Consider the following 13550-nt stretch of genomic DNA (forward strand, 5'->3'; position numbering starts at 1 on the left):
GATACTGTCACTTCCCAACTGCCACTGATCGAGACGGTCCATGACCTCTGCCACCCATTCCCTGAGCCGCGGCCTGATTCTGCTGATGGCGACCGCCACGGGCCTTGCCGTCGCCAGCAACTACTACGCACAACCCTTGCTGCACAGCATCGCCGAACATTTTGGCCTGACCACCGCCAGCGCCGGGGCCATCGTCATCGCTGCACAACTGAGCTATGGCGCCGGCCTGTTGCTGCTGGCACCACTGGGCGACCTGTTCGAACAACGCAAACTGATCGTCAGCATGATTGCCATCAGCACCCTGGGCCTGCTGATCAGCGCGTTTTCGCCAAACCTGGCGTGGCTGCTGATCGGTACCACCCTCACCGGCCTGTTCTCGGTAGTCGCCCAAGTGCTGGTGCCCATGGCTGCAGGCCTCAGCGAGCCGTCGCAACGCGGGCGGGTGGTTGGCACCCTGATGAGCGGATTGCTGCTGGGCATCCTGCTGGCGCGCACCGCCGCCGGGTTCATGGCCGAGCTCGGCAGCTGGCGCAGCATCTACCTGCTGGCAGCGGCACTGATGGGGCTGTCGGCGATCGCCTTGTTCCGCGCCCTGCCCGAGCGTCATCAGCATGCCGGGCTCAGCTATCCGGCGCTGCTCGGTTCGGTGTTCCGCCTGTTCGTGGACGAGCCGATCCTGCGCCTGCGCTCGTTGCTGGGCCTGTTGTCCTTCAGCCTGTTCGCCTTGTTCTGGACGCCGCTGGCCTTCCTGCTGTCAGTCGAGCCGTACCATTACTCCGATGCGGTGATCGGCCTGTTCGGCCTGGCCGGCGCCGCCGGTGCCCTGGCGGCCAACTGGGCCGGGCGCCTGGCCGATCGGGGCAAAGGCCCGCTGGGTACCACGGTCGGTTTGCTGGCACTGCTGCTGTCGTGGGTACCGCTGGCTTACGCCCAGTCTTCGCTGGCGGCATTGCTGATCGGCGTCCTGTTGCTCGACCTGGCAGTTCAACTGGTGCACGTGAGCAACCAGAACGCCGTGATTGTCCTGCGCCCGGAAGCCCGCAACCGCCTGAATGCCGGCTATATCACCTGCTATTTCATCGGCGGCGCCCTTGGCTCGCTGCTCGGTACGCAACTGTTCCAGCGTCATGGCTGGGACGGCATCGTCATCGCCGGCCTGAGCATCGGCGCCCTGGCCCTGCTGGTCTGGGGCCTGGCAGAACGCCAGCGCGTCTTGCGCCTGCGCACCGCCTAACGGCGGACGAACGCTTCATCGACCCGGGCCAGGTGCTCTTCGCGCAAGGTCCCGGCGTAGTAATGCAGTTTGATCCAGGCCAGCAGGTAGTCGTAGCGGGCCTGGGCCAGGTCGCGGCGGGTGGTCGCCAGTTGCTGCTCGGCATTGAGCACATCGAGGTTGACCCGTTCGCCACCGAGCACACTCTGGCGGGTCGATTGCACCAGCGCCTCGGCCGATGTCAGCGCCCGCTGATAGGCACGCAGGCGGCTGACGCCGGACTGACAGGCGTTGTACTGACGGCGCAGCTCGATCAGGGTTGTCCGGGTGTTGCCGTCCAGTTCGTACTCGGCCTGCTCCAGGTTGCGGCTGGCCTGACGGGTGGCCGCCGACACCCCGCCGCCGGCAAACAACGGCAGGCTGACTTCGATGCCGATGGTGTTGGTGTCGTAGCGCTGGTTGTAGGTGTTGCCACTGTCGGACTGCATTTGTCGCGACGTGGCGTAGGCCGTCACCTTGGGCAGATGCCCGGCGCGGTTGCGCTCCACTTCATACTCGGCCACTTCCAGGGCCTGACGCTGGGACGCCAGTTGCGGGTTGTTGGCCAGGGCCAGCTCATGCCAAGCCTCATAGGTCGCCGGTTGCAGCGTCAACAGGGCAAAACCGTCGTTGAGCGGCGCCAGTTCGTCGATGCGCGCTGATGGCTCGCCAATCAGCGCACCCAACTCGCGCAGGGCCGCATCCTGATCGTTGCGTGCCTGGATCTCCTCGGCGTCGGCCAGCTCAAAGCGGGCCTGGGCTTCGAGAATATCGGTACGGGTGCCCTCACCCTGCTGGAACAGTTGCTGGTTCTGCTGGAACTGCTGTTGATAGGCCTGCTTGCTGGCCACGCTGATGCTGATCTGGTCTTCGGCGAACAGCGCCTGGGTATAACTGGTCATCACCCGGACCAGCAGCTCCTGGCTTTTGCCACGAAACTCCTCATCGGCAAACAGCGCCTGGGCCACCCCCTTGCGGTAACTGGCGTAGGCCTCGTAGTCGAGCAACGGCTGCTGGAGGATGAAGGTGGAACCGTAGCTGTTGTAGTGGCGGTCTTCATCCTCGCGACGCGAATCGCCCAGATAGCGAGCCTTGGAGTCGTTGCGGCCCTTGTTGTAGTTGTACGACAGGCTCGGCAGCAAGCCGGCGCGGCCGATGGCGCGGTTTTCCTGCCCGGCTTCGCGGGCCTTGAGCGCACCGAGGAACACCGGGTCCTTGCGCAGCGCTTGTTCATACACCTGAAACGGTCCCATGGCCTGCGCGCCCGCCCCTGTTGTCAGGGCGAACGCCGCCAGCAGCCCGGTCATCAAGCTTTTCATGCACGGGCTTCCTTATTGTTCGGTCAACGCGGTGCCTGCCCGGTCGAGCAGGGGTTTGAACAGGTAATTGAGCATCGAGCGCTCGCCGGTACGCACGAACAGTTCGGCGGGCATGCCCGGTTTGATTACCAAGCCGTTGAGGCGCGCCAGTGCCTGTTCGCTGACCGTGCTGCGCAGGACGTAGTACGGCTGGCCGGTCTTGTCGTCGAGCAGCTGGTCGGCGGAAATCAGCGCCACCTCGCCCGCTACCCGCGGCGTGCTGCTCTGGTTGAAGGCGGTGAAGAGGATATCCACAGGCAGCTGCACCGCGACTTTATCCACAAGGTTGACCGGCAGGCGCCCTTCGACTTCCAGGGCAGTGCCCTGGGGGACCACCTCAAGCAAGGTTTCACCAGCGCGCACCACTGCGCCCTCGGTATGCACGCCGAGGTTGACCGCGATGCCGTCGGCCGGGGCAAGAATCTCGCTGTGCTGCAGGTCGAAACCAGCCGAGGTCAGTTGCTGCTCCAAGGTCACGCTTTTCAGTTGCGCCTCGGCCAGCTGGCTGCGCACCTCTTTCTGGTATTCCTCGCGGCGTTGCTGCAGGTTGAGCCGCGACTCGACGATGCCCTGCTCAAGCCGTGCGCTATCGCCGCTGTTCTGCGCCAGGTCACGCTGGACCTGGGACAACTGCCGCTGATACTCCAGCAAGCGGTTGCGCGGAATGTAACCCTGGCTGGCCAGCGGCTTGAGGTTCTCCAGTTGCTCACGCAATGAATCGGCCTGGGCCTGGAGGTCGCCACGGGCGCGGCGCATGCCGGCCAACTGGGCGACTGCACCGTCGATACTCGCGGTCAGCCCCGCCTGTTCGCGGGCCTGGGCATCACGGCGGCTGCTGAATAGCTGACGCTGGCTCTCCAACACCAGGCTCAACTGCGGGTCGGGATTGTTGCTGAGCTCGGCCGGGAAGACGATTTCGCCGAGGTTATCGCGCTCGCTCTGCCAGCGCGCCAGGCTGGCCCAGGCCAGCCGGTACTGGGCCTGCAGCGATTGCACATCGGCCTGGACCTGGGTCTGGTCGAGGCGAAACAGCGGCTGCCCCTGCTTAACAATCTGGCCTTCACTGACCAGGATGCGGCTGACCACGCCACCGGCCAGGGACTGCACCGCCTTGCGCTTGCCGGATACCACCACCGTGCCCTGCACGGCGATGCCTTGGTCGAGCGGTGCCAGGGTTGCCCAGGCAATGAAGCCGCCAAAGCCGACCAGGGTCAGCAGCCAGCCCAGTCGCACGTAAAAACGCGCGCCGCGGCCTTTATCTACCTGACTCATACGCCACCTCCGGTTGCCAGCGCGGCATTGGCGGGTTGACGTTGGGCCTGTTCCTGGGCGCGGCTCAGGGCCTGCATCACGTCATGCGCCGGCCCAAAGGCCTGCATCCGGCCCTCGCTGAGCACCAGCAGCTTGTCGGCCTGGGCAAGGGCTGCCGAGCGGTGGGTGACCAGTACCACGGTGCGGCCCTGGGCTTTCATCTGCGCAATGGCGGTGGCCAGCGCCGCCTCGCCACTGGTATCGAGGTTGGAATTGGGTTCGTCGAGCACGATCAGGCTCGGCCCGCCGTAGAGGGCTCGGGCCAGGGCGATGCGCTGTTTCTGCCCGCCGGACAGGTCGCCGCCGTCTTCGCCCAGACGCGTGTCATAGCCTTGCGGCAGGCGCAGGATCAGCTCATGCACGCCGGCCTGGCGCGCGGCCTCGACCACCTTGTGGCCATCCAGATCGGCAAACCGGGCAATGTTCTCGGCAATGCTGCCGCGCAGCAGTTCGATGTTCTGTGGCAGGTAACCGATATGCGGGCCCAGGGCCTCGCGATCCCAGCGGTGCAGGTCGGCGCCGTCCAGGCGCACGGTACCGCCCAGGGTCGGCCAGACGCCAACCAGCACCTTGGCCAGGGTCGACTTGCCCGAGCCGGAGGTTCCCAAAACGCCGAGCACTTCCCCGGCGCCAAGGTTGAAACTGATCTGCTGCAAGGTGGCCACACGCTTGCCGGGCGGCCCGGCGCTGACCTGCTCGAAACCCAGGCGCCCGCTTGGCGCTGGCAAGGCCATCGGTGCTGGCGGTTCAGGAAACTCGCGCAACAGACCATCGAGACGCTGATAGGCCATGTGCGCCCCGCTCCACTGCTTCCACACCGCAATCAGCTGATCGATCGGGCTAAGTACCCGGCCCATGAGGATGGAGCCGGCGATCATCATGCCCGGGGTCATCTGCCCCTCGATCACCAGCAAGGCGCCCAGCCCCAGCACCAGCGATTGCAGGCACAGGCGCAGCGACTTGCTGACCGCGGTGATCACTGCCGACGTATCGCTGGCCTGGTTCTGCAAGGTCAGAAAGCGCGAATGCAAGGCGAACCAGCGCTGGCGCAAGGCGCCGAGCATGCCCATGGCCTGGATGCTCTCGGCGTTGTGCAACTGGCTGCTGGCCAGGTGCGTGGACTGCTGCTGGAAACCGCTGGCTTCGACCAGCGGCTTGTGGGTCAGGCGTTCGTTGAGCACCGCCAGGGCAATCAACAGCAACGCCCCGGCACAGGCCATGACGCCCAGCCAGACGTTGAACAGAAAAATCACCGCCAGATAAATCGGAAACCAGGGCGCGTCAAAGAAGGCGAACAACGCCGGGCCGGTGACAAATTGCCTCACCTGGGTCAGGTCGTTAAGTGCTTGCCCTGCCTGCCCATCGCCCTGACGCAAGTTGCGCTCGAAGGCGGCCCGGTACACGTTCAGGTTGAAGCCCTGTTCCAGCTGGTTGCCGACACGGATAACAATGAAACTGCGGATTGCTTCCAGCGCACCAATAAACACAAAGAAACCGACCACCATCAAGGTCAGCATCCACAGGGTTGTTTCGTTTTGCGAAGAAAGTACCCGATCATACACTTGCAGCATATAAATCGAGGGCACCAGCATGAGGAGATTAATCAACGCGGTAAAACAACCCACACTCAGAAGCGTGGACTTGTGATCTGCCAGTGCTGCCCACAAGGGCGCACCGGCCTTATTAGTCGGCCTGTTCATTGTCCGCCTTTCTATCCCTGAAAAATCGGCAATTGCCTACAAGGTTTTATTATTTATTCTTACGTTCCAATAACAGTGTCTTTCCGCTCGCTGAAGTCCATTTGAAGATACCGGGCTTATAACGGTTGAAGTGCACCAATGCAGTACCGCTGCCGCCCATCAAGGCCAGGGTATCGGGAGTCGGCAGCCAGCCGCTGGGACGTTGGCGCTTGCCGATCAGTTTCTGTGCGCATTTCAGGTCGCCACGCAAGGTTTGCGATGCGTCCAATTGCAACTCACAGCCCGCGGCCCGATTGTCTTCGGGGTAAAGCGTCCATTCACCGGCCAGTTGCGCGGGAGTGGGGAGTATCAGGCTGCTTGCCATACCGACCTCGGTCATCAACATCAGGGGAATCGCGCCGAGCGCGATCATTCGCTTGAAAGCCATCTTCTGCCCGCCTCAGAAAAAGCGGCGCATGAGCGCCGCCCTTTCAGGTTGCTATCAGACCACGATATCCGTGGCGACTGCCTGACCTACAGTAGTCACCAGGAAATCAGACAGGCTGTTGCCGGTGAAGTCGATCGACAGGCTACCGAGGTTGCTTGCCTGATCGAAGCTCAGTACCGCCTCGCCGGCATGCCCGGTAAAGGCATCAACGAACTGCAGCGGCAGCTTGTTGACAGCAAAGGCCGAGATGGCCGACAGATCGATCTTGTCCTGACCGCTGACAAAATCCATGATCCGGTCGGGATTGCTCGGGGTCGAATCGCTGCTGGCAGCGAAGACGAAGGTGTCGGAACCGGCACCACCCCAGAGTTTGTCGCCACCACCGGCGCCGTAGATGATGTCGTTGCCGGCACCGCCCTTGAGCTCGTTGGCCACGGCGTTGCCGATCAGCAGGTCATTGCCCGAACCGCCGATGGCGTTCTCGACAATCGCGCCCTTGGCAATGGAAATGTTGCCGACCATGCCGCCAACGTCGGAGAACGACGCGTCATTGAGGTTGATCTTCTGGTTTTGGGTAAAACCGGAGAAGTCCAGGGTATCGTTGCCGCCACCGTCCCACACCGAGAAGACGATTTTCGACGAGGCCGAGGTGGCCGAGTAGAAATCGCGGTCGGCGGTGGAGTTGAAGCCGTATACGGTATCGCCGGAGCGGGTCGCGTAGTTGGCACCGTAGAGTTTCTGGATCGCCGCGATGTCATCCATCAGTGGCGCCGAGGAGTACACCTGCACGCCGCCCTTGGTGAAGTTCTGGCTGGTGTTGCTCTCGCCCCAGTAGCTCATGACGCTGTAGCCACGGGTATCCTGGCCGTAGGTTGCATCGGCGTAGGTTGGGTAGCCTTCCCCGGCGTTGTAGTCGCCCGGGTGGGACAGACCGAGCACGTGGCCGATCTCGTGGGTCAGGGTCTGGCGGCCGTAGTTGCCGTTCTCCGGGTTGACGTTGGCCTGGTACTGGTTGTTGATCAGGTACCAGGATTCACCCTTGTGCGAACCCGGGCGGTCGAACGGCAGATAGGCAAATGCCGCGCCACCGGTGCTGCCGTCGCTGTAGTTGCCGAAGGTCATGTGACCGTCGCCGCCTGACGCACCTTCCTTGAAGGTCACCTTGGCCACGTCTGCCCAGGACTGCATGGACAGTTTGGCCTGAGCCTTCTGCTGGCCGGAAAAGGCGCTGAACGAGCCCAGTTCCTGACTGTCGAAGCCAACAGGTGCCTTGGTCAGGAAGGTATAGGTCAGGTTGATGGTGCCGTCCTTGTTCAGGTCCTTCCAGGCGGCGCCATCGCGCAGCAACTGGGTAGCGGCCTGGTCGACCGAGAACGAAGGTTTGCCATTGACTGTCGCACTGCCGCCGCGATCATATTGATGGCCGAAACTATTGATCAGGCTGTAAGCGGAACTTGCACCGTGCGGTTGCAATACAGAGCCAGCTGAAACAATAGCGCTTTCTTTGACTTTCGACATACAGACACTTCCTTGTTTACAAAAAAGCAGTTGTTGTCCGACAGGACGCTCCCGCGGCGAGATCGTCCCATCACTCGCCTGAATGAGGCGGGGAAAAACTGACACACCAGGAATTGAACTGTCCAGCTTTTTTTGACGCCAATTTTCAATAACACTACTTGTTTATTGTCCTACAATTCAGAAGCCTTGATTTAGCGCCCTCCGCAACAATTTGCGCAAACGGTGATATATCGAGCCCAACTAAAATCGCGCCCATAGACGAAAATCGACCGAGCAGCTTTAGTTGAGAAACCGAACTTTAATTATAAGAATGCGACATGCCGTTATCCTTCAGCGGATCTACGTCTTTACTTTTTTGCGACAACTCGGCGGTGACCCTCCGTCGCCTGGCCATTGACTTGTGCCGAACCCTGGCGCTGAGTAGGGATTGGTCAATAGCCCTTTCAACCTGGACGCCACTATGACAAGACTCACGGTTCAATCCGGCGATTTCTTGCAAGGTGAAGGCGAGTACCGCAACGGATCGCTCACACTCAAGACCGCCCGCAGCCCTTCACCCGGCGAGAAGATCGCCCTTACCCGCATTTCCGATCTGATCGTTGCCAATCAGGAATCCAGTCGCAGCCTCAGCAGTGCGCTTGGCTGGGGCATGGCCGGCGCCCTGGTGGCGGGTCCGGTCGGCCTGATCGCCGGCCTCTGGCTAGGTGGCAAGGAAGAAGAGGTGACCTTCCTGGCCACGTTCAAAGATGGTCGCAAGCTGATGGCCATCACCGACAAGAAGACCTGGTCGAAAATCGACGGCAACTGGCGGCGACACGCCCAGACGGCGGCGAACGGGTGAATCCGCGCCGCCCTCGCTCGTACAGAGCAGTAGAAGCCGATTGAAAACAGGGGCACCGCCAGCCGGTCGCCCCTGCTAAGATTGCGCCCCCGCCTGCCCGGCGCAATACCGGGCGGGTTACCAGTGCCCGGGCTAGTCCCCCTCTACCCATCGGGCAAAAAGCCCTATCGGACAGCAGCCGATCAATAACGGCGCGTCCGCGTTCGCCTTCAAGGAGCTCCTGCATGACCTTGCCCCGCCCTCGCCTGTCCCTGCACCTGCTCGGCCTGAGCCTGGCAATGCCGGCCTCGCACAGCCTGGCCCAGGACAGCATCACCCTGGCGCCGGTGCAGGTATCGGAGGCCTACAGCGAGGGCTATCAGGCCCGGGAAGCCGCGGTCGGCGGCTGGCAGCCAGCGCCGCTCCTGGATACTCCGGCATCGATTGCAGTGTTCAGCGAGCAATTGCTGGCTGATCGTCAGGTGCGCAAGCTCAGCGAAGTGCTGCAAAGCGATGCCTCGGTGGGCGAAAGCTACGCACCGATCGGCTACTACGAGAACTTCAATGTACGCGGCTTTGAACTCAATGCCGCCAGCAGCTACAAGATCAACGGCCAGACCATCGCCGGTGAGCAGAACGTGGCACTGGAGAACAAGCAGCAGGTCGAGTTGCTCAAGGGCCTCTCGGGCTTGCAGAGCGGCGTGTCGGAACCGGGCGGGCTGATCAACTACGTGACCAAGCGCCCGGAGGACGTGCGCACGGTCACGGTGTCGAGCAACGAGCAGGGTGAACGCTACATTGCGACCGACCTGGGCGGCTGGTTCGGCAGCGAACGCCAGTTCGGCCTGCGCGCCAACCTGGCCCACGAAGACATCCGCTCCTACGTCGATCACGCTGACGGCAAGCGCGACTTCGCGTCCCTGGCCTTCGACTGGCAAATCAACCCCGATGCGGTGCTGCAACTGGATGCCGAGTACCAGCAGCGTGAACAGCGTTCGGTGCCGGGCTATCAGTTGCTGGGTGGCAACAGCCTGCCCCACGGCATCGACCCGCATGACCGCCTGGCCTACCAGCACTGGGCCAACCCGGTAACGATCGACTCGCTGAACCTTGGCGGGCGCTTCGAGTATCGCTTCAGCGACAACTGGACGGGCAGCGTCAGTGCTTCGCGCAGCAAGGTGGTGATCGATGACTACAGTTCGTTTGCCTGGGGCTCCAGCGAAGGCGCCTACTTCAGCGAGGCAGGCAACTATGACATCTACGACTACCGCAGCCCTGACGATACCCGCCGCACAGATGAGGCACAGGGGGCGCTCAATGGCCGCTTCGATACCCTGGGCATGGGGCATGAGCTGACCATCGGCGCCAGCGCCCAGCGCCGTACGCTCGACCAGCGCCCTTACTTCAACGAGTGGATCGGCAGCGGCAACATCTATCAACAAACGCCGGCGCTGGAGCCGTCCGAGAAGACCCCGGGCCACAGCACCCGCAGGCTCGACAGCCGCCAGTACGGGATATTCGCCAGCGACCGGATCAGCTTCAACGAACAATGGCAGACCGTGCTGGGCGCGCGCCTGGTGCGTCTGGATGAGAAGACCTTTGCCGAAGATGGCAGCCCAGGCCGCCATACCCGCGACTATCAACTGCTGCCCAATGCCGCGCTGATCTACAAGCCGCGCCCGGATATCTCCCTGTACACCAGCTATAGCAAGGGCCTGTCATCCGGTGGCACGGCGCCGTGGTTCGCCACAAACACTGCCGAGATTCTTGCGCCGACCCTGTCCCACCAACTGGAAGTCGGCATCAAGCGCGACTGGCAACGCCTGAGCCTGAGCGCAGCCTTGTTCCAGCTGCGTCAGGCCTACCAGTATTCGCAACCTGACGGCGCAGGCAACTTCACTTATGTACAGCAAGGCCAGCAAAAGAACATCGGCCTGGAACTGGGCGCCAGCGGTTGGCTCACCTCCAACCTGCAGATCAATGCCAGCGCTGCGGCAATCCGTGCACGGGTCAAGAACAGCGGCACGGCTGACTACGAAGACCATCAGGCGCTGAACGTGCCGAATTTTCGCGCCGCCATTCAGGCCGACTACAGCCTGCCGATCCCGGGCCTGGCCCTGCTCGGAGGCGCCCGCTACAGCGCCAGCAAATACGCCAACCAGGCCGGTACGGTGGAGGTCGGCAGCTATGCGGTTGTCGATCTGGGGAGCCGCTACAGCACCAAGGTTGGCGGCTATGACACGGTGCTGCGGCTGATGGTGGATAACGTCTTCGACAAGCGCTACTGGCGCGATGCCGGCGAGTATCTGGGGGATGGTTATCTGTTTCAGGGGGCGCCACGGACAGCGCGGGTTTCGGCTTCTGTGAGTTTCTGAGGCCCTCATCGCGGGCCTGTGGGAGCTGGAGTTGCCAGCGATCGAGCGCGAAGCGGTCGTAATCCAGGCAGCGCATGATGTGCTGGCTGCACTGGCCCCATCGCTGGCAAGCCAGCTCCCACAATGAATCTGCGTACGCCGCCGGACCTGTGGGAGCTGCGCGAAGCGGTCGTAGTCCAGGCAGCACCTGATGTGCTGACTGCACTGACCTCATCGCTGGCAAGCCAGCTCCCACCAAGCACCGCCGTCAGAATGGTTCGCTACCCTCGCGAATTTCCACTTCCAGCACCTCACCCAACGCAACCAGCTGCGCCGCCACGTCCCTGGTGGTGATGAAGCCACTGTAGCAGTCACTGTCGGTGGACCAGTTCCACAGCACCAGGCCCTGCTTGTGCAGTTCGTCGTGGGCCGTGACCATCAGCTCGGGCACCGTGGTGTCGTCGAGGAAGTCTTCATCCTCCGCATCTTCAACACCGAAGGTAACCTCGGCATCACGCGCCTCGGCCAACTGCCGCACGCTCTGCACAAACGACTCGGTGTCCTTCCAGTCGACGAAATACACCGATTCCCAGTCAGCCACATCCTTGACGATCCACATCAACTGCTGCGGGTCGTCCTCGAACTCTTCGACCTCATCTTCATCCAGCTCGATTTCGCGCAGCGCCTGAATGTGCTGGCGGGTCATCTCGGCCGATGGGCTGATCAGGGCCAACAACTGCTCGGCGGCGAGAATCTGCTGCTTGCTGAATACTTCTTTGAGCATCTGAAACATCCTTTTTCATGGGCAAAACAAAAAGCCCCCGGCCTTGTTCAGGTCGGGGGCTTTTCTAGATGTGGCGGTGAAGAAGGGATTCGAACCCTTGATACAGTTTCCTGTATACACACTTTCCAGGCGTGCTCCTTCAGCCACTCGGACACTTCACCGGTTCTCGCCAAGCAGTTCAGCCTGTCGAGGCGCGCTAATGTAGTCGAAAGAGGTTCTGATGGCAAAGGTTTTTTTCAGAATATTCATGCGCTTAAGCCATTTAATCAAAAAACCCCGGCACAGAGGGCAAAGCCGCCATTCTCTGGCGTGCTTTGGCAGCCCGGATTAACGCACTCCCGTCAGGACGAGCAAGCGGACCTGCAAGCTGACCGGTCAGTCAGTCACAGCGCTTTACCTCGGGCACTTGCCTGAGTAACGTCTGCCCCACTCCCCCTTAAGGAACCCTGTCATGAGTGAGCTGATTACCTACCACCTCGAAGACGGCATTGCGACCCTGACCCTGAACAACGGCAAGGTCAACGCTATCTCGCCCGACGTCATCAAGGCCTTCAATGCCGCCCTCGACCAGGCCGCGCAGGACCGCGCGGTGGTAATCATCACCGGCCAGCCGGGCATTCTCTCCGGCGGCTACGACCTGAAGGTCATGACCGCAGGCCCGAAAGAAGCCGTCAGCCTGGTCACCGCAGGCTCCACCCTGGCCCGACGCATGCTCTCGCACCCGTTCCCGGTCATCGTTGCCTGCCCGGGCCACGCGGTGGCCAAAGGCGCATTCCTGCTGCTCTCGGCCGACTACCGCATCGGCGTCGAAGGCCCGTTCAGCATTGGCCTCAATGAAGTGCAGATCGGCATGACCATGCACCACGCCGGCATCGAACTGGCCCGCGATCGCCTGCGCCGCTCGGCGTTCCACCGTTCGGTGATCAATGCCGAGATGTTCGACCCGGCCAGCGCCGTCGACGCCGGTTTCCTCGACAAGGTAGTGCCGGTCGAACAGCTGCAGGAAGCTGCGCTGACAGCGGCCCGCCAGTTGAAGAAGATCAACATGAACGCCCACAAGCACACCAAGCTCAAAGTGCGCAAAGCGCTGCTCGACATCCTCGACGACGCCATCATCCGCGACCAGGAACACCTGGGCTGACCCCCTACCAAGGCCTGATTGCAACTATTTGTGTAATCAGGCCTACACCGCCCCAATGAGCGTTTGCCGATAGAAGTGCACACCCGTACACTGCGCCGCGTTTGCCTGGTGTGAGTCGTACGATGCTTTTTATTATCCGCATGTTCCTGTTGGGGCTGCATTTTCTCCTGGCCGGTGTTCTCGGTGTGCTGGTTGGCTTGTGCCGACCGTTCAACCCGGACAACAGCCGAATCTGTGCACGCCTTTATGGGCTGCCCGCCACCTGGCTGATGCGCCTCGAGATCAAGGCCGAGGTCGGCCCGCTGTTCGATCAGCCGCCGGGCTGCGTGATCATCGCCAACCACCAGTCCAACTACGACCTGTTCGTGCTGGGTCATGTGGTGCCGCGGCGCACCGTGTGCATCGGCAAAAAGAGCCTGAAATGGGTCCCCCTGTTCGGCCAGTTGTTCTGGCTGGGCGGCAACGTGCTGGTCGACCGCGGCAACGCCTACCAGGCGCGCCGGGCAATGCAGACCACCACCCGCACCCTGAGCGAAGACGACACCTCGATCTGGGTGTTCCCCGAAGGCACGCGCAATGCCGGCGAGCACCTGATCACCTTCAAGAAGGGGGCCTTCCACATGGCCGTCGAGGCGGGTGTGCCGATCGTGCCGGTGTGCGTCAGCCGCTATGCCAGCCGCCTGAAGCTCAACGGCTGGCGTCGCAGCAAGGTGATCATCCGTTCGCTGGCGCCGATCGCCACCAGCGGCCTGACCCAGCAGGATGTGCCGGCCCTGGCCGAGCAGTGCCGCCTGCAGATGCAACACTGCATCGATCGCATGGAAGGTGAACTGGCCCAGGCGTGAACGGTTGCCGAATCGTGCCGGTCAGACCAAGCTACTGGCA

Annotated in this window: 11 protein-coding genes and 1 tRNA gene; 5 read left to right on the forward strand and 7 right to left on the reverse strand. The window is 62.2% G+C overall.

Going from position 1 to position 13550, the window contains the following annotated elements; genetic code table 11:
• The first annotated feature begins 40 nt into the window (after positions 1-40).
• Entirely contained in the window at positions 41-1234 is a 1194-nt protein-coding gene (locus ABM562_RS25605; protein ID WP_115085886.1) for an MFS transporter, read from the forward strand.
• On the opposite strand, the gene ABM562_RS25610 is transcribed toward ABM562_RS25605, so the two are convergent.
• From ABM562_RS25610 to ABM562_RS25630, 5 genes are read right to left on the reverse strand one after another with little or no spacing between them, the layout of a single operon-like run.
• Complete coding sequence (locus ABM562_RS25610) at positions 1231-2571, reverse strand: TolC family outer membrane protein (protein ID WP_115085885.1); 1341 nt, start codon at positions 2569-2571, stop codon at positions 1231-1233. The two genes, ABM562_RS25605 and ABM562_RS25610, sit on opposite strands and share 4 nt — an antisense overlap.
• 12 nt (positions 2572-2583) lie before the next feature.
• Positions 2584-3882, reverse strand: a complete 1299-nt coding sequence (locus tag ABM562_RS25615) for an HlyD family type I secretion periplasmic adaptor subunit (RefSeq protein WP_134061751.1) — start codon at positions 3880-3882, stop codon at positions 2584-2586.
• Complete coding sequence (locus ABM562_RS25620; RefSeq protein WP_115085883.1) at positions 3879-5621, reverse strand: type I secretion system permease/ATPase; 1743 nt, start codon at positions 5619-5621, stop codon at positions 3879-3881. Before ABM562_RS25620 ends, ABM562_RS25615 begins: the two co-directional genes overlap by 4 nt.
• 49 nt (positions 5622-5670) lie before the next feature.
• Positions 5671-6048 (reverse strand): AprI/Inh family metalloprotease inhibitor, encoded by a 378-nt coding sequence (locus ABM562_RS25625; protein WP_460423779.1) that lies wholly within the window; start codon positions 6046-6048, stop codon positions 5671-5673.
• A gap of 54 nt (positions 6049-6102) precedes the next feature.
• Positions 6103-7566, reverse strand: coding sequence for a serralysin family metalloprotease (locus ABM562_RS25630; RefSeq protein WP_134061745.1), 1464 nt, complete (start codon positions 7564-7566; stop codon positions 6103-6105).
• Positions 7567-8026: 460 nt separating this feature from the next.
• Between ABM562_RS25630 and ABM562_RS25635 the strand changes: the two genes are divergently transcribed.
• Positions 8027-8407, forward strand: coding sequence for a hypothetical protein (locus ABM562_RS25635; RefSeq protein ID WP_115085880.1), 381 nt, complete (start codon positions 8027-8029; stop codon positions 8405-8407).
• Positions 8408-8631: 224 nt separating this feature from the next.
• Complete coding sequence (locus ABM562_RS25640) at positions 8632-10761, forward strand: TonB-dependent siderophore receptor (protein WP_460423781.1); 2130 nt, start codon at positions 8632-8634, stop codon at positions 10759-10761.
• A gap of 247 nt (positions 10762-11008) precedes the next feature.
• On the opposite strand, the gene ABM562_RS25645 is transcribed toward ABM562_RS25640, so the two are convergent.
• A complete protein-coding gene (locus ABM562_RS25645; protein ID WP_115085878.1) occupies positions 11009-11524 on the reverse strand; it encodes a DUF6630 family protein in 516 nt (171 codons plus the stop codon).
• 71 nt (positions 11525-11595) lie between these two features.
• Positions 11596-11685, reverse strand: a tRNA-Ser gene (locus tag ABM562_RS25650).
• 290 nt (positions 11686-11975) lie between these two features.
• On the opposite strand from ABM562_RS25650, the gene ABM562_RS25655 reads away from it, so the two are divergent.
• Together ABM562_RS25655 and ABM562_RS25660 are read left to right on the forward strand one after the other, a co-directional pair.
• A complete protein-coding gene (locus ABM562_RS25655) occupies positions 11976-12665 on the forward strand; it encodes a crotonase/enoyl-CoA hydratase family protein (protein WP_115085877.1) in 690 nt (229 codons plus the stop codon).
• Between the two features lie 122 nt (positions 12666-12787).
• Entirely contained in the window at positions 12788-13510 is a 723-nt protein-coding gene (locus ABM562_RS25660) for a lysophospholipid acyltransferase family protein (protein WP_115085876.1), read from the forward strand.
• Positions 13511-13550 lie beyond the last annotated feature (40 nt).

Source organism: Pseudomonas sp. ZL2 (assembly GCF_054788455.1).

Coding starts and splice junctions, on each gene's coding strand:
- ABM562_RS25635 (WP_115085880.1), top strand. CDS start 8,027: ATGACAAGACTCACGGTTCAATCCGGCGATTTCTTGCAAGGTGAAGGC.
- ABM562_RS25640 (WP_460423781.1), top strand. CDS start 8,632: ATGACCTTGCCCCGCCCTCGCCTGTCCCTGCACCTGCTCGGCCTGAGC.
- ABM562_RS25605 (WP_115085886.1), top strand. CDS start 41: ATGACCTCTGCCACCCATTCCCTGAGCCGCGGCCTGATTCTGCTGATG.
- ABM562_RS25610 (WP_115085885.1), bottom strand. CDS start 2,571: ATGAAAAGCTTGATGACCGGGCTGCTGGCGGCGTTCGCCCTGACAACA.
- ABM562_RS25645 (WP_115085878.1), bottom strand. CDS start 11,524: ATGCTCAAAGAAGTATTCAGCAAGCAGCAGATTCTCGCCGCCGAGCAG.
- ABM562_RS25655 (WP_115085877.1), top strand. CDS start 11,976: ATGAGTGAGCTGATTACCTACCACCTCGAAGACGGCATTGCGACCCTG.
- ABM562_RS25615 (WP_134061751.1), bottom strand. CDS start 3,882: ATGAGTCAGGTAGATAAAGGCCGCGGCGCGCGTTTTTACGTGCGACTG.
- ABM562_RS25625 (WP_460423779.1), bottom strand. CDS start 6,048: ATGGCTTTCAAGCGAATGATCGCGCTCGGCGCGATTCCCCTGATGTTG.
- ABM562_RS25630 (WP_134061745.1), bottom strand. CDS start 7,566: ATGTCGAAAGTCAAAGAAAGCGCTATTGTTTCAGCTGGCTCTGTATTG.
- ABM562_RS25620 (WP_115085883.1), bottom strand. CDS start 5,621: ATGAACAGGCCGACTAATAAGGCCGGTGCGCCCTTGTGGGCAGCACTG.
- ABM562_RS25660 (WP_115085876.1), top strand. CDS start 12,788: ATGCTTTTTATTATCCGCATGTTCCTGTTGGGGCTGCATTTTCTCCTG.